Consider the following 20084-nt stretch of genomic DNA (forward strand, 5'->3'; position numbering starts at 1 on the left):
AAACGTATGTTAAAAATAAGAATGTCCAGAGGAGGAGCTAAAAAAAGACCCTTCTATAAAATTGTAGTAGCCGATTCTCGAAGACCAAGAGACGGTAAATTTATCGAGAAAGTTGGTTTTTTTAATCCATTACTTCCCAAGGACAAAAAGGAAAGACTAAATCTTGATATCGAGAGAATAAAGTATTGGTTAGCACAAGGCGCACAACCGTCGGAAAGAATAGCAAGATTTTTAGGTCAAGCAGAAGTAATACCTATGCCGGCTCAAAGAAATAATCCGATTAAAGCTAAGCCAAAAAAGAAAGCTCAAGAAAAATTAAAAGCAGCAGCTGAAGCAAAAAAAGCAGCAGAAGCAGCACCAGCAGAGACTCCAGCAGCAGAAGCAGCACCAGCAGAGACTCCAGCAGCAGAAGCAGCACCAGCAGAGACTCCAGCAGCAGAAGCAGCACCAGCAGAGACTCCAGCAGCAGAAGCAGCACCAGCAGAGACTCCAGCAGCAGAAGCAGCACCAGCAGAGACTCCAGCAGCAGAAGCAGCACCAGCAGAGACTCCAGCAGCAGAAGCAGCACCAGCAACTGAGGAGGAAAAAAAATAAAGATATAATGTGGTCAGCTAAAATATTTACGCTTTATCCAGATTTTTTCCCAGGCTTACTTGATATGGGTATGTACAAGAGAGCTAGGGAAAAAAAAATTTGGAATTTAGAAACTATAAATATAAGAGACTACGCCATAGATAAGCATGGGTCTGTCGATGACAAACCTTTTGGCGGAGGTAGTGGTATGATAATGCGAGCAGATGTTATTAACAACTGTTTGGAAAAAAATCTAAATACCAATTCAACTATTTATCTATCTCCCAAAGGTAAAAAATTAACACAACAAATGGCAAAAAATTTTTCTTTAGAAAAAGGATTAAATATTTTATGTGGTCATTTTGAAGGTGTGGATCAGAGAGTAATTGATAAAAATAATATAGAAGAAATAAGCATTGGAGACTATATCCTGTCAGGAGGCGAAACAGCATCAGTTGTTTTGCTAGATAGTATTTTAAGATTATTGCCAGGTGTTTTAGGTGGGGAATCTTCCTTACGAGAAGAAAGTTTTAATGGACATTTATTAGAATATCCTCAGTATACGCAACCTAGAGAATGGGGGGGTCAAAAAGTTCCAGACGTTCTATTATCGGGAAACCATGCGGAAATAAAGCACTGGCGTTTAGAACAGTCCAGGGGTATAACACAGCGCCTAAGGCCAGATTTATGGCAAAAGTATAACAAAAATAAAAATTAAAATGAGTTTAGACATGAAAAACATTGAAGACATAAATAAAGAAGAGATTAAAAAATTATTAGCTAACAAATCAATTACAGACTTCAATCCTGGAGATACAGTAAAAGTAAATGTTAGGATAATTGAAGGTAAAAAACAAAGAATTCAGGCTTATGAAGGTGTTTGTATAGCAAAAAAAAATAGAGGAATTAATTCAGCTTTCACAGTTAGAAAAATTTCATTTGGAGAGGGTGTGGAAAGAGTATTCCAGCTTTACAGTCCAAACTTAGACTCTATTGAATTAATTCGTTCTGGAAAAGTTAGAAGAGCAAAGCTTTACTACTTAAGGGATAGAAAAGGTAAATCTGCTAGAATTAATGAGAAAATTAAAAAAAGATTGGTTTAGATCTTACTAAGAAGGAAGATAGCGTAAAAATTGAAGAGAGTATTAACGAAAAGTCTCAAGATAAAAAAGAAGATTTAAAAAAATAAGGTCTAATGCCCCAAACCCTATACGATAAAATTTTTGAAAGTCATCTAGTCCACAAACAAGATGACGGTACTTGTTTAATTTATATAGATAGACATCTTGTGCATGAAGTCACAAGCCCCCAAGCTTTCGAGGGACTGAGAATGAACAACAGAAAAGTTTTTTCTCCAGAATCAACTTTGGCAGTTGCGGATCATAACGTCCCTACTACAGACCGTTCAAAACCAATTGAGAATAAAGATTCTAAATTACAATATGAAACTTTAGAAAAAAATTGCAAAGATTTTGGTCTTAATTTTTTTGCTCTTAATGATATTAGACAGGGCATTGTTCATGTTATTGGTCCTGAGCAGGGTTTTACACAGCCCGGAATGACCATTGTATGTGGTGATAGTCATACAGCTACCCACGGAGCTTTCGGAGCCATAGCAGCTGGCATAGGCACTTCAGAAGTTGAGCACGTTTTAGCTACTCAAACGCTATTACAAAGTAAGCTTAAAAATATGAAAATTGAGGTTAATGGAAAACTATCTACCGGAGTAACCGCTAAAGATATTATTTTGACAGTTATTGGAATTTTAGGAACAGCTGGAGGAGGAGGATATGCCCTTGAATTTTCTGGAGAAGTTATAAAAAGTCTTACTATGGAAGAAAGAATGACGGTTTGCAATATGGCAATTGAAGCCGGTTCAAGAGTTGGGATTATAGAACCCGATGAAAAAACATTTGAATTTTTAAAAGGAAAACCTATGGCCCCAAAAGGTGAACAATGGGACAAAGCGATGGAACATTGGGTTACTTTGAAATCAGACCCAGATGCAAAATATGATAAAACTATTACATTAAAAGGCGAAGAAATTGTTCCTTCAGTTACATGGGGTACAAGTCCCGAAGATGTTTTGCCAATTAACGCAAGCATCCCCAGTCTAGATGAAATTCATGATAAAGATAAAAAACAAGCTGTAATAAGATCCTTAGAATACATGGGTCTCAATCCCAAGGATAAATTAGAAGATATTTCTATTGATAAAGTATTTATTGGATCCTGCACCAATGGAAGAATTGAAGATTTAAGAGCAGCAGCAAGCATACTAAAAGGCAACAAGGTTTCAAAAAATGTTACTGGTTATGTTGTTCCAGGATCAGGATTAGTAAAAAAGCAAGCTGAAGAAGAGGGTTTGGATAAAGTGTTTATTGATGCAGGTTTGGAGTGGAGAGAGGCAGGATGTTCTATGTGTTTAGGGATGAATCCGGACCAGCTTAAACCAAAAGAAAGATGCGCATCTACTTCAAATAGAAATTTTGAAGGAAGGCAAGGCATGGATGGTAGAACTCATTTAATGAGTCCTGCTATGGCAGCTGCAGCTGCAATTGAAGGAAAACTTGCAGATGTTAGAAAGTTTTTATAATGGAAAAGTTTAAAAATATAAAAAGTATACCAGCGTACTTACCTATTGTTAATGTGGATACAGACATGATTATTCCAAAACAATTTCTCAAAACAATTAAAAGAACAGGACTTGGTGTAAGTCTGTTTTTTGAAATGAGATATGACAAACAAACACACGAGCCTATTAAAGATTTTGTTTTAAATGTTGACCCGTACACTAGTTCAAAAATTCTTATTGGAGAAAATAATTTTGGATGTGGATCTTCAAGGGAGCATGCTCCGTGGGCGCTGTTAGATTTTGGAATTAAAGTAATTGTAGCCCCAAGCTTTGCAGATATTTTTTATAACAATTGTTTTAAAAACGGAATCTTACCAATTTCTTTGCCAGAAGAAAAGATAAAGGAATTGTCAAAATTTTCATTAGAAAAAAAAGAAATAGAAGTTAATTTAGAAGAACAAAAAATTACAAAAGGTGACAACCAACCTATTGAATTTGAAGTAGAACAATTTAGGAAAGAGTGCCTAATCAATGGCTATGATGACATTGCTTTAACTTTAAAAAAACAAACTCACATAGATAGTTTCATAGAAAAACAAAAATCCAAAACACCTTGGCATTTTTAAATGGCTAAAAAAGATATTTTGTTATTAGCCGGTGACGGCATTGGACCTGAAATAATGAAAGAAGCTAAAAAAATAATTAGCTGGTTCAATAAAAATAAAAAATTAGAGATTGAAATATCAGAAGAATTAGCTGGAGGAATTTCTTATGATGAAAATGGGACTCCTCTAACAGATCAGGTTTTGTATAAAGCCATGGATAGCGACGCAGTCCTTTTGGGAGCTGTAGGTGGCCCTAAATGGGATAATCTTGAATTTTCAAAAAAACCAGAAAGAGCACTTCTTAGATTGAGAAAAGAAATGAGATTATTTGCGAATTTAAGACCAGCTATTTGTTTTTCTGAACTCGTAAGCGCATCTAGTTTAAAAGCAGAAATTATATCCGACCTGGACATCCTGATAGTCAGAGAGCTTACAGGAGGAATTTACTTTGGAGAACCAAGGGGAATCGAGCCAATTGAAAATGGAGAAAGAAAAGGTGTGAATACCCACACGTACACTACTAAAGAAATTAAAAGAGTCGCCAAAGTTGCTTTTGATTTGGCCCTAAAGAGAGGTAAAAAAGTTACTTCAGCTGACAAATCTAATGTAATGGAAGCAGGACAGCTGTGGAAAGAGGAAGTTCAGGCTCTCTACGATGAAAATAAAGCCTATAAAGAGATTGAGTTAAGTCATATGCTAGCAGATAATTGTGCTATGCAATTAGTAAGAAATCCAAAACAGTTTGATGTTATCGTAACAGATAATTTGTTTGGAGACATGCTATCCGACGAAGCTGCAATGTTAACAGGGTCTCTGGGTATGTTGCCATCTGCATCTCTTAGCGAAAAAGACAAAAATGGAAGAATTCGATCAATGTATGAACCTTGTCATGGATCGGCACCTGATATTGCTGGAAAAGGAATAGCCAATCCAATCGCAATGATATTAAGTTTTGCTATGGCTTTAAAATATTCATTAAATTTTGATAAAGAATCTGAGTTATTAGAATCTGCTATTAAACTTGTATTAAAAGATGGTTTAAGAACAGCTGATATTATGGAAGACGGAAAAAAAAATGTATCAACTTCAGATATGGGTGATGCGATAGTTGCAAAATTAGAACTTCAAAAATGAAATTAAATATAGCAATTGCTGGAGCAACGGGAAACGTTGGTAGGAAAATAATAGAAGTTTTAGAAAAAAAAAATTTCCCCGTTGATAATCTTTATCTATTGGCATCCAAAAATAGTGAAGGTAAAAAAGTCAAATTTTTTAAGAAAGAAATTGTAGTAGAAGATTTAACTAATTTTGATTTTTCCAAAGCTGCCATTACTTTTTTTTGTTGTGGATCGGAAATGAGCAAAGAGTGGGCTCCTATAGCTGCAAAAAAATCTATAGTTATTGACAATTCTAGCTTATTTAGAATGGATCAGGAGATACCCCTGATAGTTCCAGAGGTGAATGCTGATGATATTATGCAGTTTAAAAATAAAAATATAATTGCGAATCCAAATTGTTCTACAGCCCAATTGGTGGTTGCGCTGAAACCACTGCATGATTTGCTAAGTATTGAAAGAGTGGTTGTCTCAACTTATCAGTCTGTATCTGGAGCTGGCAAAGACCCTATGAATGAATTAGCAAAGCAGACCAAACAATTTTTAAATAAGGAAAAAATTATTTCAGAAAATTTTACAAAACAAATAGCATTTAATGTTATTCCCCACATAGATGAATTCACAGATGAGGGCTATACAAAAGAAGAATTGAAAATGGTAAATGAAACCCAAAAAATTCTAAGCGATAAAATTAAATTGACAGCAACCTGCGTTCGCGTTCCAGTTTTAGTCTCTCACTGCGAATCTGTAAATATTCAATTCGAAAGATCATTTACTTTAGATCAAATTTACTCAACTTTATCATCTGCCAAGGGTTGCAAAGTTATAGATGAAAGGAAAAACGGAGGATATATTACTCCTATTGAAGCCGAAGGTCAGTTTGATACTTACATCTCTAGGATTAGAATAGATTCAACCCAAAAAAATTGTTTGAATATGTGGGTTGTGTCAGATAATTTATTAAAAGGAGCGGCATTAAATGCAGTTCAAATCGCAGAAACATTAGTAGATAAACAATTAATCTAAATGGATGATTTAAACAAAAATAGACCGCTATCGCCTCATCTGCAGGTTTATAAGTGGCAATTATCTTCTCTTCTTTCTATTACTCACCGCTTAACATCAATCATAAACACAGCTGGCATAACCCTTATTTGTTTTTGGATACTCTCGTTATCCATGGGTGAGAATTGTTATAAATATTTTACAATGTTTTCTTCAAGCATCGTAGGGAAATTTATTTTAGTCGGTTTTACCTGGTCATTTTGCTACCATTTGCTAAATGGTTTAAGGCATTTGTTTTGGGATATGGGCTATGGATATGAAATTAAGACTGCGAACTTCTCAGGAATTTTTGTTTTAACAAGTTCTTTCTTATTAACTATAATATTATGGGTTGTATCATGAGAAATATTGCAGTTACCAAGTGGATTTTACAAAGAGTTACAGCAGTTATCCTTTTGCCTTTGCTTATTTGGTTTTTATCAGTCTTTATCGGTTTAGTTCAAAAAGATTTCACAACGGTTATAATTTTTTTTGAAAACAATATTAATTTTTCTTTTTCAGTAGTTTTTTTAGTTTTAGTGTTTTCTCATATGAAGATTGGAATGGGAGAAATATTTGAAGATTATATACAAGATAGCCGATACAAAAGTGTCGCAAATTTAATAATTTCTATCTTCGCTACTGTTCTTCCTTTAATAACTATTGTATCTTTAATCTTAATTAAATTTAATTAAATTATGAGCAAATACGAAATTATTGACCATGAATATGACGCTATTGTAGTTGGCGCAGGTGGCTCAGGCTTAAGAGCAGCTGTTGGACTGTCTGAGGCAGGTTTAAAAACTGCATGCATATCAAAAGTTTTTCCAACTAGAAGTCACACAGCTGCAGCTCAAGGAGGAATATCTGCTGCATTAGGAAATATGGGTGAAGACGATTGGCGATGGCACATGTACGATACAGTTAAAGGTGCAGATTGGCTTGGAGATCAAGATTCGATTGAATTTTTATGTAAAGAAGCACCCAAAGCGGTTATTGAATTAGAAAAGTATGGTGTGGCTTTTAGCAGAACAGAAGAAGGAAAAATTTATCAGAGACCTTTTGGTGGTATGACTAAAAATTATGGAAATGGTGTTATCCAAAGAACATGCGCAGCAGCAGATAGAACTGGTCATGCAATATTGCACACTCTTTATGGACAGGCTTTAAAAAAGAATACGGAGTTTTTTATTGAGTACTTTGCTTTAGATTTATTAATGCACAATGGTAAGTGCCATGGTGTTTTAGCATGGTCGTTGCAAGATGGAAAAATTCACAGATTCAGATCAAACATGACTATTCTTGCTACAGGAGGATATGGTCGAGCTTATTTTTCAGCTACTTCAGCCCACACTTGTACTGGAGACGGTGGAGGAATGGTTTTGAGAGCAGGATTACCACTGCAAGATATGGAGTTTATACAATTTCATCCCACAGGAATTTACGGTGCAGGCTGTTTGATTACCGAAGGAAGTAGAGGTGAGGGTGGTTTTTTAGTTAACTCTGAAGGGGAAAGATTTATGGAAAGGTATGCACCTTCCGCAAAAGATCTTGCTTCGCGAGATGTTGTTTCACGATCAATGACTGTAGAAATTAATGAAGGAAGAGGAGTTGGAAAAGATAAAGATCATATTTATCTTCATTTAAATCATATAGATCCAAAAACTTTACATGAACGACTTCCGGGAATTTCAGAGTCGGCAAAAGTATTTGCTGGAGTGGATGTTACTAAAGAGCCAATACCAGTCATGCCAACAGTTCATTATAACATGGGAGGAATTCCAACTAATTATCATGGAGAAGTTTTAACAAAAGACGCAGATGGATCTGAAACAATAGTAGACGGTTTAATGGCAATTGGTGAGGCAGCATGTGTCTCGGTTCATGGAGCAAATAGATTGGGATCCAACTCATTAATTGACTTAGTCGTTTTTGGAAAAGCTGCCTCAGTTCGTACAGCCCAAGTTGTTAAACCCAATTCTAAGCATGAAACTATTCCAGAATCAGAGACACAAAAATCCCTAGACCGATTTGATAAATTAAGAAATGCTAATGGAAGTACTCCTACGGCAGTTTTGAGAGATAAAATGCAAAGAACTATGCAAAGCAAATGTGCCGTTTTTAGAACAGACAAGACCTTAAAAGAAGGGCTTCATGACATACAGCAGCCTTGGGATGGAATGAAGGATATTCGCGTTCAGGATAAATCCTTAATATTTAACACGGACTTAGTAGAAGCTTTAGAGTTTGATAATTTAATTAGACAATCAATGGTTACAGTTTCTTCTGCAGAAAATAGAAAAGAAAGTAGGGGCGCACATTCAAGAGAAGACTTTAAAGATAGAGACGACCAAGAATGGATGAAGCATACACTAGCTTGGCAAAAATCAGACGGAAAAGTTGAAATTGATTATAGAGATGTCCATACTTACACGTTAAGTACAGACGTTCAATATTTTCCCCCTAAAAAAAGAGTTTACTAAATTATGGTACAATTTGCTTTACCAAAAAATTCAACGATAGAAAAAGGTAAGCATTTCTCTTCCGATTCTAAATCAAAAAATTTGAAAAAAATTAATGTATATCGATGGAATCCAGAAGATACTAAAAATCCTAGAGTAGATTCTTACGAAGTTGCTATGGACGAATGTGGTCCAATGGTTTTAGACGTTCTGATAAAAATTAAAAATGAAATTGATTCTACTGTAACCTTTAGAAGATCTTGTAGAGAAGGAATTTGCGGAAGTTGTGCGATGAATATTGATGGCTCTAATACACTAGCTTGTTTAAAACCAGCAGAAGAGATTAGTGGGGATATAAATATTTATCCATTGCCACACATGCCAGTTATCAAAGATTTGGTTCCAGATTTAAAGCAACTATATAAGCAATATGAATCTATTGAGCCATGGATGCAATCAGAGACCACTGGAAAAGAAGCTGAAAAATTACAATCTATTGAAGATCGATCCAAAATAGATGGTTTGTATGAATGTATACTATGTGCTTGCTGCTCAACATCTTGCCCTAGCTATTGGTGGAATGGGGATAAATATTTGGGACCCGCAGTCCTCTTGCAAGCTTATAGATGGATTGTTGATAGTAGAGACGACGAAAGAAAAAAAAGATTAAAAAAAGTAGCGGATGAATTAAAACTATTTAGATGTCATACCATTATGAATTGCACCAATGCGTGCCCAAAAGGACTAAACCCAGCAAAAGCCATTGGTTCAATTAAAAAAATGTTAGTTTCTGTATAGTGGTAACTATCAAAAATCAATAAACCTTAAGTTTTCTTATTAAATTGACAGTTTAAAAACCAAGCTATACTTTCTTTTTTCTTATGAAAAAAATTCACCATTTTGTTAATGGCAAAGCATTTGAAGGAGATTCTAAAAAAACTTCCGATGTTTATGACCCTTCAATTGGAGAAGTAAGTGCCAAAGTCACTCTAGCCACAAAACAAGATGTAGATAAAGTTGTTGATATTGCTCATAGCGCATTTCACTCCTGGTCTAGCACGCCGGCATTACAAAGAGCTAGAATTTTATTTAAGTTTAAAGAGCTAATTGAAAAAAATTCTGATGAATTAACCAAAATAATAGTTGCAGAGCACGGAAAAGTTTATGACGATGCAAAAGGATCTCTTACCAGGGGTTTAGAAGTTGTTGAATTTGCCTGTGGCATCCCTCATCTATTAAAAGGAGAATTTACAGAAAACGTTGGTAGAGATGTTGATAGCTGGTCTATTCGGCAGTCACTTGGAGTATGTGCTGGAATAACACCTTTTAATTTCCCTGCAATGGTACCAATGTGGATGTTCCCTATTGCAATTGCATGTGGAAATACATTTATATTAAAACCATCCGAAAAGGATCCTTCATGTGCATTGATGTTAGCTAAGCTATTGACAGAGGCTGGCTTGCCCGATGGGGTTTTTAACGTTGTCAATGGAGACAAGGAAGCGGCAGATGCATTGCTAGAAAACAAAAAAATTAGTGCAATTAGCTTTGTAGGATCTACGCCAGTTGCAAAATATATTTATGAAAATGCTGCCAAGAATGAAAAAAGAGTTCAGGCATTAGGAGGAGCTAAAAATCATTGTGTGGTTATGCCAGATTCTGATTTAGATCAGGCAGTTAATGGATTAATGGGAGCTGCATACGGATCTGCAGGAGAAAGATGTATGGCTCAATCCGTTGCAGTAGCAGTAGGGGACATTGGAGATAAACTTGTTCAAAAACTATCTGAAAAAGTTAATGCATTAAAAGTAGGTCCTGGGATGGATTTGAATTCAGAAATGGGACCGCTTGTAACCAAGGAACATTTAGAAAAAGTAAAAAACTATGTTGATATTGGAGTAAAAGAAGGAGCAAAACTAGCTGTAGACGGAAGAAACTTGAAATTACAAGGTTATGAAAAGGGGTTTTATATAGGGGGCTGTTTATTTGATCATGTGACCGATCAAATGAGAATTTATAAAGAAGAGATCTTCGGACCTGTTCTTTCTATTGTCAGGGTTAAAGATTTCGAGAGTGCTGTAAAGCTAGTTAATAATCACGAATATGGAAATGGTGTTAGTTTATTCACAAGAGATGGAGATTCTGCTAGAACTTTTGTGAATAAAATACAGGTAGGAATGGTAGGTATCAATATACCCATTCCAATTCCTATGGCATTCCATAGCTTTGGAGGCTGGAAAAGGTCTTTATTTGGAGATCATCACATGCATGGCATGGAAGGTGTTCGATTTTACACCAAGTTAAAAACAGTTACATCTCGTTGGCCCTCAGGTATAAGGAGCAACCCAGAATTTACAATGCCAACTATGAAGTAACTATGAGTAGAAAAAAAATATCATTAATCGGTGCAGGACAAATTGGTGGAACATTAGCTCATTTGATTGCAACTAAAGAACTAGCGGACGTGGTACTTTTTGATGTAGCAGAAGGAGTTGCAAAAGGAAAAGCATTGGATATTGCTCAATCTCTTGCGGTCGATGGATCAAGTGTAAATTTAATTGGGACAGACAATTATGAAGATACTAAAAATTCAGATGTAATTATTATTACTGCTGGTGTTCCTAGAAAGCCAGGAATGACTCGTGACGATCTTTTAGGCATCAACTTAAAAATTATTAAACAAGTTGCAGAAGGAATAAAAAAAACTTCTCCAGAAGCCTTTGTGATTTGTATCACTAATCCTTTAGATGTTATTGTAATGGCATTGCAAAAATATTCAGGGCTCCCAAAGAATAAAGTAATTGGAATGGCTGGAATATTAGACACATCACGATTTAAAAGATTTTTATCTCAAGAACTAAAGGTTTCAATTAAAGATATCGATTCTTTTGTTCTGGGTGGTCACGGAGATACTATGGTTCCCATGCCTAACAGGACCATGGTTGGTAAAGAAAAATTATCAGATCTAGTCTCTAATGGAAAAATATCTCAAGAAAAGTTAAATGAAATAGTAGACAGAACGAGAAATGGTGGAGCAGAGATTGTAAAATTTTTAAAAACTGGATCTGCATTTTACGCCCCAGCTGCGGCAGGAGTTCAAATGGCAGAGTCTTATTTAAAGAATGAAAAGAAAACCCTTCCTTGTGCTGCATATTTAGATGGAGAATATGGCATCAAAGAATTATATGTTGGAGTTCCCGTAGTGATTGGATCACAAGGTATAGAAAAAGTAATTGAACTAGAGCTTGATGAAGAAGAAAAAAAATATTTTGATATTTCTATTGCAGCCGTTAAAGATCTCTTCGAGGCAGCTAAAAAAATTGATCCTAGCCTGTCATAAATAAAGAATGTTTAGTATTGGTAAAAAAAAATTAATTAAAACTATTAAAATTGACAGCTTAGAAACCAAGTTGTAGTTTCAGATTTCTTATGAACATTCACGAGCATCAAGCCAAGGACATTCTAAAAAAATTTGGAGCAGAAGTTCCCAATGGAGAGCCCATTTTTTCACTAGACGAAATAGATGAAAAGTTTAAAAAAATAAAAACAGATAAAGTTGTCCTTAAAGCCCAAATCCATGCTGGAGGAAGAGGTAAAGCAGGTGGGGTTAAAATTGTTGATAATCTTGAACAATTAAAGGAAGAGGCTAAAAATTTACTAGGGAAAGTTCTTGTCACTCATCAAACAGGGCCCCAGGGTAGGGAAGTAAAAAGACTGTATATTGAAGAGGCTTCAGATATTTCAAAAGAATTCTACCTATCTTGTCTTGTAGATCGTGCAAGTTCTAAAATTGCTTTTATTTCAAGCGCTGAGGGAGGAATGGATATAGAAGAAGTTGCTAACAAAACTCCAGAAAAAATTACCACTACTCGTGTTAGTCTTTCTAAAGGATTAACAAAAGAAGACATAACACAAGTATTAAAGCCATATCAGCTTCCTTCAGAATCTATCGAGCAAGCTGAAAAACTTATTCAATCTATTTTTAAGGCTTTGCTAAATACAGACGCAAACTTAATTGAAGTAAATCCTTTAATTCTAACAAAAGAAAATCAAGTATTGTGTCTTGATGCAAAAATTAATTTTGATGCAAATGCATTATATCGTCATCCAGACATTTTGGAATTAAGAGATTTTGATGAAGAAGATCCTGCAGAAATAGAAGCAAGTAAATATGATTTGGCCTACATCAAATTAGATGGAGAAATTGGTTGTATGGTAAATGGCGCAGGACTTGCCATGGCTACTATGGATATTATTAAGCTTTATGGTTCAGAGCCTGCAAACTTTTTAGATGTAGGAGGAGGAGCAACTAAAGAAAAAGTGTCGGCAGCTTTTAATATTATTTTATCTGATAAAAACGTTAAAGGTATTTTGATTAATATTTTTGGAGGAATAATGAGGTGTGATGTAATTGCCGAAGGTGTCATTGCAGCCGCAAAAGAAACAAATCTTTCTGTACCTTTAGTTGTTAGACTTGCCGGAACTAAATTTGAAGAAGGAAAAAAAATATTAGAACAGTCAGGATTAAAAATTATTCCTGCAAATGACTTGTCAGAGGCTGCTCAAAAAATAGTTGAGGCAATAAAATAAATATGTCTGTTTTAATTAATAAAGATACAAAAGTTATCTGCCAAGGTTTCACAGGCACTCACGGTACGTTCCATTCAGAACAGGCTATTGAATACGGAACTAATCTAGTAGGCGGTGTTACCCCTAATAAGGGTGGACAAACTCATTTAGGAAAACCAGTTTTTAATACTGTAGAAGAGGCAGTTAACCAGACGAAAGCTGATGCAACAATGATTTATGTGCCAGCTAAATTTGCTGCTGCAGCCATCATAGAAGCTATAGAATGTGAAATGCCTTTGATTGCTTGTATTACTGAAGGAATTCCAATTCTAGACATGATTAAAGTTAAAGAAAAATTAAAAGGATCAAAATCAAGATTGATAGGGCCAAATTGCCCCGGAATCATTACTCCTGAAGAATGTAAAATTGGTATTATGCCAGGTCATATTCACAAAAAAGGTTCGGTTGGTATTGTTTCTCGATCTGGAACTCTTACATATGAGGCCGTTGCCCAGACCACTGCAATTGGTTTAGGACAATCTACATGTATTGGTATAGGCGGCGATCCAGTAAATGGAACAAATTTTATAGACTGTTTGGAGCTATTTTTAAATGATGAAAAAACAGAATCTATAATCATGATTGGTGAAATAGGCGGAGACGATGAAGAGCAAGCAGCTCAATTTATTAAAGATTCTAAGATTAAAAAGCCAACAGTGGGTTTTATTGCAGGATTAACAGCACCCCCAGGAAGAAGAATGGGTCATGCAGGAGCTATTATTGCTGGCGGAAAAGGTGGAGCACAAGATAAAATAGAAAAAATGAAATCTTGTGGAATTACTGTGACAGAGTCACCAGCTGATATTGGAAAAACATTAAAGACTAAATTACAAGGGTAATATATATTTAGACTACAAAATGTCATCTTCTAAAAACAAAATATTCCAAACAACATCTTTCCTATCTGGCATGAATTCATCTTATATAGACGATCTGTATGAGAAATATGTAAAAGATCCACAATCTATCGAAGAAAGCTGGAGAGATTTTTTTTTCGGTTTGGCAGAAAAAAAAGAGTTAATACAAAAAGAAAAAGATGGTGCGTCTTGGTCACCTCAAAAGTTAAGAAATAAACATAATGAAGATCTAGATTCTTATGAAAAACTTTTACCAAAAATCAATGTTACAGAAGTACAAAATGAAATTATCAAAGAAGCTCCAAAGATTGTAAAAAAAGAATCCACTGAAGATGTAGAAACAGCCACTAAAGACTCGGTAAGAGCAATTATGATGATTAGAGCTTTTAGAATTAGGGGTCATTTGATTGCAGACCTAGACCCTCTTAAATTATTTGAAAATAAAGATCATCCTGAATTAAATCCAGAAACATATGGTTTTACAAAAAAAGATAATAATAAAAAAATATTTTTAGACAATGTTCTTGGACTTAAATACGCAACAATAGACGAAATTTTAGAGATCTTAAAAAGAACCTATTGTTCTAAAGTAGGTGTTGAATTTATGCACATGGAAGACCCAAGTGAAAAGAGTTGGGTTCAAGAGAGAATTGAAGGTAAGGAAAAAGAAATCTCTTTCACCCCAGAAGGAAAAAAAGCCATGTTAAATAGGGTATTAGAGGCAGAAGGTTTCGAAAAATATTTACATACAAAATATGTCGGTACAAAAAGATTTGGCTTAGATGGATGCGAATCTTTAATACCAGCGATGGAACAAATTATTAAATTAGGAGGTTCGCTAGGAGTAAAAGAGGTTAAAATTGGAATGCCTCACAGGGGGAGGCTTAATATTCTAACAAATGTAATACAAAAGCCTTTAAAAAAAATATTTAAGGAGTTTGCAGGAGAACCAGGACCTGCAGATATAGGTGTTTCAGGAGATGTAAAATATCATTTAGGAGCATCCGCAGATAGAGAGTTTGACGGTAACTCAGTGCACGTTAGCTTGACTGCCAACCCCTCTCACTTAGAGGCAGTTAATCCAGTTGTATTAGGGCAAACTAGAGCTAAACAATTTTTTCACAAAGATATAAAAAGAGACAAGGTAATTCCTATATTGCTTCATGGGGATGCTGCTTTTGCAGGACAGGGAGTAGTCGCAGAATGTTTTGCAATGTCAGGAGTTCCTGGCCACAATATTGGTGGAACTATACATATTATTGTTAATAATCAAATAGGATTTACTACAACACCCTCTTTTGCCAGATCATCACCTTACCCTTCTGAAGTAGCAAAAATGGTTCAGGCTCCTATTTTTCATGTAAATGGAGATGACGTGGAAGCAGTTGTATATGTAACAAAAGTTGCAACTGAGTATAGACAAAAATTTAAAAGAGATGTTGTAATAGATATTTTTTGTTACAGAAGGTTTGGTCACAACGAGGGTGATGAACCTTCATTCACGCAGCCCTTAATGTACCAAAAAATCAAAAATCACCCTTCCATTTTGACTGCTTATTCAAAGCAATTAATTGAAGAGGGATTGTTTACTAAAGAGCAAATTGAAAAACAAAAATCTGATTATAAAAAAAAATTAGATAAAGAGTTCGAAGAATCTAAAAAATATATTAGTAATGAACATGATTGGTTTACTGGAACCTGGTCTAAATTTTCTACTGAAAAAGGTTCAGATAGAAGAGGGGTTACAGCAGTAGACTTAAAAATAATTAAAAAAATAGGAACTAAGCTTACTTCACTTCCTAATGATTTTAATACCCACCCTACTATTAATAGAATTTTTGAAGCAAAGAAAAAAATGTTCGAAAGTGGAAAAGGCTTTGATTGGAGTACGGCTGAGAGCTTAGCTTTCGCAACACTATTAGAAGAAGGATATCCAGTAAGATTAGTAGGGCAAGATTCTGTTCGTGGAACTTTTAGCCAGAGACATGCTGGACTTACAGATCAAAATACAGGTGAAAAATACTTTCCTTTAAAAAATTTAAGTAAAAAACAAGCCAATGTAGAAATCGTAGATAGCTTACTTTCGGAAATGGGAGTTTTAGGATTTGAATATGGATACTCGTTAGTTGAACCAAATGCTTTAGTGGCATGGGAAGCTCAATTTGGAGATTTTGCAAATGGTGCACAAATTATATTTGATCAATTTATAAGCTCCGGAGAAAAAAAATGGACACGAGCAAGTGGATTAGTAATGTTATTGCCTCATGGTTATGAAGGTCAAGGTCCAGAACATTCATCAGCAAGAATCGAAAGATACCTTCAATCTTGTGCGCAAGAAAATTTACAAATAGTTAACTGCACAACTCCAGCAAATTACTTCCATGTTTTGAGAAGACAAATTCACAGGTCATTTAGAAAACCTCTAATCATTTTTACTCCTAAATCTTTATTGAGACATAAGAAATGTATTTCAGAAATAGAGGACTTTTCAAACAAGAATTCTTTCCACAGAGTTCTGCCAGACCATGCTGAAAATCCACAGCATAAGTTAATTAAACTAGCTCCAGATAAGGAAATTAAAAGAATTGTGATTTGTTCAGGTAAAGTTTATTTTGATCTTTTGGAAAAAAGACAAGAAATTAGAGAAAAAAGAGTGCAACTTGTCAGAATTGAACAAATATATCCTTTTCCTGCAAAAACTTTAGCTAAGCTTATAAAAAGGTTTGTAAATGCAGAGGAATATATTTGGTGTCAGGAAGAGCCGCAAAATATGGGGTGCTGGAACACAGTTGAAAGATATATTAATTGGACATTAAATCATATTAAATCAAAGGCAAAAAATATAAAATACATTGGTAGAGGTCCAATGGCCTCAACAGCCACTGGTTATTTAAAAAAACATGTTGCCCAACAACAGGAAATTGTTACAAAAGCGTTAACTATAAATGGCTGACAAAATTACTGTACCAACACTAGGAGAATCTTTAACTGAAGCAACTGTTGCAAAGTGGTTGAAAAAAGTAGGTGATAGTGTTCAAGAAGATGAAGAGATTGTTTCCTTAGAAACTGACAAGGTAAGTATTGATGTTACGGCTCCAAAATCTGGAATTTTGTCGGAAATTGTTGCTAAAGATGGAGCTACAGTTGAGGTAGGAGCACACCTTGGCTCTATAGATGCTTCAGCCTCACCTGCCAAAAAGAAAGAAGTGCAGCAAGATAAACAAGAAACAACAGTGGTTGAGATTAAAAAAGAAGAAAATATTTTAGAGAAAAAAATAGATAATCAAAACAAAAAGAAAGAATTGTCTCCATCTGTAAAACGTATAATTAATGAAAAAAATATTAATATAGAAAGTGTTGATGGGACAGGAAAAGATGGAAGAATTTTAAAAGGTGATTTGATAGGACTTATGGGATTTAGTCCTGCACCCAACACAAAAAAAATTGAAATCGGAGAAGAGGAAAGAGTTAAAATGACTCGTCTTAGGTCGACAATCGCAAAAAGATTGAAAGAAGCTCAGAATAACGCAGCAATTTTAACTACCTTTAATGAAATTGACATGTCCATGATCATTCAAATTAGAAAAGATAACAAAGATGAGTTTGAAAAAAGATATGGAACTAAACTTGGCTTTATGTCTTTTTTTGTAAAAGCGTGCGTTAATGCTTTGCAAACGTATCCTTCTGTAAATGCCGAAGTTCAGGGAGAAGAAATTGTTTATAAAAACTATTATAATATTGGAGTTGCAGTAGGGACAGAGAAGGGTTTGGTCGTACCTGTTCTGGGAAATGCAGATGAACTTTCATTTGCCGAAATTGAAAAAGAGATTATCACTCTTGGAACAAAAGCTAAAAACAACCAATTATCTATTGAAGAATTGCAGGGTGGAACATTTACAATCACAAATGGAGGTATATATGGATCTATGCTTTCTACTCCAATAATTAATCCTCCTCAATCTGGGGTTTTGGGTATGCACAATATCGTTCAAAGGGCTGTGGTAATAAATGGAAAAATTGAAATTAGACCCATTATGTATCTTGCTCTTTCATACGATCATAGAATTATCGATGGTAAAGAGGCGGTGTCTTTTTTAGTAAGAGTAAAAGAAATATTAGAAGATCCTAGAAGATTATTTTTAAACTTATAAATTAATATGGAAGAATTTGATGTTGTAGTTATTGGTGGAGGCCCGGGAGGGTATGTTTGTGCAATAAGATCTGCACAACTTGGAAATAAAACAGCCTGCATAGAATCTCGTGGAGCTTTAGGTGGAACCTGTTTAAATGTTGGATGCATTCCCTCTAAGTCGTTGCTACATGCTTCTGAGATGTATCATAAAGCTAAAAATGAATTTAAAACTATAGGTATTAATACTGGAGACCTTTCATTAGATCTTGACAAAATGATGGGACATAAGGAAAAATCAGTTGATGGCCTAACCAAGGGAATAGAATTCTTATTTAAAAAAAATAAAGTTAGTTATTTAAAAGGACATGGAAGCTTTAAAGATAAAAACACTTTAACAATCAAGGATGCTTCTGGTTCAACACAAGAGATCAAAGCTAAGAATATTGTGATTGCCACGGGCTCCTCTGTGCTTTCTTTGCCTAATATAGAAATCGATGAAAGCTCAATAGTATCCTCAACAGGCGCCTTGTCTTTAAAGCAAGTTCCCAAAAAACTAATTATTATTGGAGGAGGTTATATTGGCTTGGAAATGGGCTCTGTCTGGTTACGATTAGGCTCAGATGTAGAAGTTATTGAGTACATGGATCACATTACACCAGGCATGGATAGAGAAGTTAGTGATAATTTTTTAAAAATATTAAAAAAACAAGGGATGAAATTTCACTTATCAACCAAAGTATTGGATGTGACAAAAAATTCAAATGGAGTAACAGTTTCAGTTGAGCATAACGGAGAAGCGTTAGAAATGACAAGTGATGTTGTTTTGATGTCAGTTGGTAGAAAACCAAATACGGATGGTCTAAATTTGGAAGCTGTAGGGATTAAAAAAGATCAAAAAGGTAGAGTTTTAATTGAAAAAAACCTTAAAACGAGTGTAGACAATGTGTTTGCAATTGGTGACGTTATAGAAGGTCCTATGTTGGCACATAAAGCTGAAGACGAGGGTATGGCTGTCGCTGAGTCCATCTCAGGAAAACATGGACATGTAAACTACGATGCAATACCCGGAGTTGTCTACACCTCTCCAGAAGTTGCGGCTGTGGGAAAGACAGAAGAGCAATTAAAAGAATCCGGGATAGAATATAATGTTGGAAAATTTCCTTTTATGGCAAATTCTCGAGCAAAAATTAATAATGATGCAGATGGATTTATTAAAATTTTAGCTGATAAAAGCACAGATAAAATTTTGGGTGTTCACATGATAGGGCCAGACGTTGGCACTATGATTGCAGAAGTGGTTTTAGCAATGGAATTTGGAGCAAGTGCAGAAGATATAGCTAGAACATGCCATGCCCACCCGACTCTTTCAGAGGCTGTAAAAGAAGCGGCTCTAGCAGTAGATAAAAGAGCTATACATTTTTAACTAATTTGTTTCCCGCTTTTTTTCCAGTCAGATAAAAAAGATTCTAAACCTTTGTCTGTTAGTTCGTGACGGTATAGATCCCCAAATATCTTGGGAGGTATCGTTATTATGTCAGCCCCAATTTGCATTACTTGCTGTACGTGTTCTAATGACCGGATTGAAGCTGCTAAAATTTCTGTTTTAAAATTATAGTTTTTATAAATAGTTTTTATATCCTGGATCAGTTGCACCCCATTCTCACCAAGATCATCTAACCTTCCAATAAAAGGAGAAATAAAAGTTGCACCTGCTTTTGCTGCAAGTAATGCTTGAGATGGTGAAAAGCAAAGAGTGACATTTACTTTAAATTTTTTACTAGTTAAATATTTGCAAGCAATCAATCCATCTAAAGTTAAAGGAATCTTAATAACAATATTTTTTGCAATCTTTTGAAGTATTTTAGCTTCTTCAATCATTTTGTGTGTGTGTGTGGCAGTCACCTCTGCACTAATTGGTCCTTTAACTTCTGTAGCTATAGTCTTTAAAATCTTTTTGAAATCTCCTTCTTGTTTGGCAAGTAAAGAAGGGTTGGTGGTAATACCGTCTATGAGGCCACTTTTATTTATAAGCTTTATTTCACTTATATTAGATGAATCTAAAAAAATTTTCATAATACTGTAACTTATTATC

At 34.9% G+C, this 20084-nt stretch carries 19 protein-coding genes; 18 read left to right on the forward strand and 1 reads right to left on the reverse strand.

The window, feature by feature from the left end; genetic code table 11:
• The first annotated feature begins 6 nt into the window (after positions 1–6).
• The 18 genes from rpsP to lpdA all read left to right on the forward strand — a co-directional run bounded on the left by rpsP (position 7) and on the right by lpdA (position 19415).
• Positions 7–594 (forward strand): 30S ribosomal protein S16, encoded by a 588-nt coding sequence (rpsP, locus tag SAR11G3_RS07870; protein ID WP_013695105.1) that lies wholly within the window; start codon positions 7–9, stop codon positions 592–594.
• Between the two features lie 7 nt (positions 595–601).
• Entirely contained in the window at positions 602–1291 is a 690-nt protein-coding gene (gene trmD, locus SAR11G3_RS02165; protein ID WP_013695106.1) for a tRNA (guanosine(37)-N1)-methyltransferase TrmD, read from the forward strand.
• Between the two features lies 1 nt (position 1292).
• Positions 1293–1676, forward strand: a complete 384-nt coding sequence (gene rplS, locus SAR11G3_RS02170) for a 50S ribosomal protein L19 (protein WP_237697297.1) — start codon at positions 1293–1295, stop codon at positions 1674–1676.
• Between the two features lie 92 nt (positions 1677–1768).
• Positions 1769–3169, forward strand: coding sequence for a 3-isopropylmalate dehydratase large subunit (gene leuC / locus SAR11G3_RS02175; RefSeq protein ID WP_041862315.1), 1401 nt, complete (start codon positions 1769–1771; stop codon positions 3167–3169).
• Positions 3169–3774 carry a 3-isopropylmalate dehydratase small subunit gene (leuD, locus tag SAR11G3_RS02180; RefSeq protein WP_013695109.1) on the forward strand — a complete coding sequence of 202 codons (606 nt, stop codon included), beginning with the start codon at positions 3169–3171 and terminating at the stop codon, positions 3772–3774. The genes leuC and leuD overlap by 1 nt, the downstream gene beginning before the upstream one ends.
• Complete coding sequence (gene leuB / locus SAR11G3_RS02185; protein WP_013695110.1) at positions 3775–4887, forward strand: 3-isopropylmalate dehydrogenase; 1113 nt, start codon at positions 3775–3777, stop codon at positions 4885–4887.
• Entirely contained in the window at positions 4884–5894 is a 1011-nt protein-coding gene (locus SAR11G3_RS02190; RefSeq protein ID WP_013695111.1) for an aspartate-semialdehyde dehydrogenase, read from the forward strand. The genes leuB and SAR11G3_RS02190 overlap by 4 nt, the downstream gene beginning before the upstream one ends.
• Positions 5895–6275: a succinate dehydrogenase, cytochrome b556 subunit gene (gene sdhC / locus SAR11G3_RS02195; RefSeq protein WP_041862319.1), complete on the forward strand. Its 381-nt coding sequence runs from the start codon at positions 5895–5897 to the stop codon at positions 6273–6275. It abuts the gene before it with no gap.
• Positions 6272–6607, forward strand: coding sequence for a succinate dehydrogenase, hydrophobic membrane anchor protein (gene sdhD / locus SAR11G3_RS02200; RefSeq protein WP_013695113.1), 336 nt, complete (start codon positions 6272–6274; stop codon positions 6605–6607). Before sdhC ends, sdhD begins: the two co-directional genes overlap by 4 nt.
• A 3-nt stretch (positions 6608–6610) precedes the next feature.
• Complete coding sequence (gene sdhA, locus SAR11G3_RS02205) at positions 6611–8395, forward strand: succinate dehydrogenase flavoprotein subunit (RefSeq protein ID WP_013695114.1); 1785 nt, start codon at positions 6611–6613, stop codon at positions 8393–8395.
• A gap of 3 nt (positions 8396–8398) precedes the next feature.
• Entirely contained in the window at positions 8399–9172 is a 774-nt protein-coding gene (locus tag SAR11G3_RS02210) for a succinate dehydrogenase iron-sulfur subunit (RefSeq protein WP_013695115.1), read from the forward strand.
• Between the two features lie 83 nt (positions 9173–9255).
• A complete protein-coding gene (locus SAR11G3_RS02215) occupies positions 9256–10749 on the forward strand; it encodes a CoA-acylating methylmalonate-semialdehyde dehydrogenase (protein ID WP_013695116.1) in 1494 nt (497 codons plus the stop codon).
• 2 nt (positions 10750–10751) lie between these two features.
• Entirely contained in the window at positions 10752–11714 is a 963-nt protein-coding gene (gene mdh, locus SAR11G3_RS02220; RefSeq protein ID WP_013695117.1) for a malate dehydrogenase, read from the forward strand.
• Positions 11715–11803: 89 nt separating this feature from the next.
• Positions 11804–12964, forward strand: a complete 1161-nt coding sequence (gene sucC, locus SAR11G3_RS02225; protein ID WP_013695118.1) for an ADP-forming succinate--CoA ligase subunit beta — start codon at positions 11804–11806, stop codon at positions 12962–12964.
• A gap of 2 nt (positions 12965–12966) precedes the next feature.
• Entirely contained in the window at positions 12967–13842 is an 876-nt protein-coding gene (sucD, locus tag SAR11G3_RS02230) for a succinate--CoA ligase subunit alpha (RefSeq protein ID WP_013695119.1), read from the forward strand.
• A 19-nt stretch (positions 13843–13861) separates the two neighbouring features.
• A complete protein-coding gene (locus SAR11G3_RS02235; RefSeq protein ID WP_013695120.1) occupies positions 13862–16813 on the forward strand; it encodes a 2-oxoglutarate dehydrogenase E1 component in 2952 nt (983 codons plus the stop codon).
• A complete protein-coding gene (odhB, locus tag SAR11G3_RS02240; RefSeq protein ID WP_013695121.1) occupies positions 16806–18011 on the forward strand; it encodes a 2-oxoglutarate dehydrogenase complex dihydrolipoyllysine-residue succinyltransferase in 1206 nt (401 codons plus the stop codon). Before SAR11G3_RS02235 ends, odhB begins: the two co-directional genes overlap by 8 nt.
• Before the next feature lie 6 nt (positions 18012–18017).
• Positions 18018–19415, forward strand: a complete 1398-nt coding sequence (gene lpdA / locus SAR11G3_RS02245) for a dihydrolipoyl dehydrogenase (protein ID WP_013695122.1) — start codon at positions 18018–18020, stop codon at positions 19413–19415.
• Here lpdA and fsa read toward each other — a convergent pair.
• A complete protein-coding gene (gene fsa / locus SAR11G3_RS02250) occupies positions 19412–20065 on the reverse strand; it encodes a fructose-6-phosphate aldolase (RefSeq protein WP_013695123.1) in 654 nt (217 codons plus the stop codon). The genes lpdA and fsa overlap by 4 nt on opposite strands.
• Positions 20066–20084: the final 19 nt, after the last annotated feature.

It is taken from the genome of Candidatus Pelagibacter sp. IMCC9063, assembly GCF_000195085.1.
GTDB lineage: Bacteria > Pseudomonadota > Alphaproteobacteria > Pelagibacterales > Pelagibacteraceae > IMCC9063.

Bases quoted from the DNA above. Each gene is read 5' to 3' on its own strand.
- SAR11G3_RS02235 (WP_013695120.1), top strand. From the start codon at position 13,862: ATGTCATCTTCTAAAAACAAAATATTCCAAACAACATCTTTCCTATCT.
- leuB (WP_013695110.1), top strand. From the start codon at position 3,775: ATGGCTAAAAAAGATATTTTGTTATTAGCCGGTGACGGCATTGGACCT.
- rpsP (WP_013695105.1), top strand. From the start codon at position 7: ATGTTAAAAATAAGAATGTCCAGAGGAGGAGCTAAAAAAAGACCCTTC.
- rplS (WP_237697297.1), top strand. From the start codon at position 1,293: ATGAGTTTAGACATGAAAAACATTGAAGACATAAATAAAGAAGAGATT.
- sdhA (WP_013695114.1), top strand. From the start codon at position 6,611: ATGAGCAAATACGAAATTATTGACCATGAATATGACGCTATTGTAGTT.
- SAR11G3_RS02215 (WP_013695116.1), top strand. From the start codon at position 9,256: ATGAAAAAAATTCACCATTTTGTTAATGGCAAAGCATTTGAAGGAGAT.
- fsa (WP_013695123.1), bottom strand. From the start codon at position 20,065: ATGAAAATTTTTTTAGATTCATCTAATATAAGTGAAATAAAGCTTATA.
- leuC (WP_041862315.1), top strand. From the start codon at position 1,769: ATGCCCCAAACCCTATACGATAAAATTTTTGAAAGTCATCTAGTCCAC.
- sdhC (WP_041862319.1), top strand. From the start codon at position 5,895: ATGGATGATTTAAACAAAAATAGACCGCTATCGCCTCATCTGCAGGTT.
- mdh (WP_013695117.1), top strand. From the start codon at position 10,752: ATGAGTAGAAAAAAAATATCATTAATCGGTGCAGGACAAATTGGTGGA.
- odhB (WP_013695121.1), top strand. From the start codon at position 16,806: ATGGCTGACAAAATTACTGTACCAACACTAGGAGAATCTTTAACTGAA.
- lpdA (WP_013695122.1), top strand. From the start codon at position 18,018: ATGGAAGAATTTGATGTTGTAGTTATTGGTGGAGGCCCGGGAGGGTAT.
- leuD (WP_013695109.1), top strand. From the start codon at position 3,169: ATGGAAAAGTTTAAAAATATAAAAAGTATACCAGCGTACTTACCTATT.
- sucD (WP_013695119.1), top strand. From the start codon at position 12,967: ATGTCTGTTTTAATTAATAAAGATACAAAAGTTATCTGCCAAGGTTTC.
- sucC (WP_013695118.1), top strand. From the start codon at position 11,804: ATGAACATTCACGAGCATCAAGCCAAGGACATTCTAAAAAAATTTGGA.
- SAR11G3_RS02190 (WP_013695111.1), top strand. From the start codon at position 4,884: ATGAAATTAAATATAGCAATTGCTGGAGCAACGGGAAACGTTGGTAGG.
- trmD (WP_013695106.1), top strand. From the start codon at position 602: ATGTGGTCAGCTAAAATATTTACGCTTTATCCAGATTTTTTCCCAGGC.
- sdhD (WP_013695113.1), top strand. From the start codon at position 6,272: ATGAGAAATATTGCAGTTACCAAGTGGATTTTACAAAGAGTTACAGCA.
- SAR11G3_RS02210 (WP_013695115.1), top strand. From the start codon at position 8,399: ATGGTACAATTTGCTTTACCAAAAAATTCAACGATAGAAAAAGGTAAG.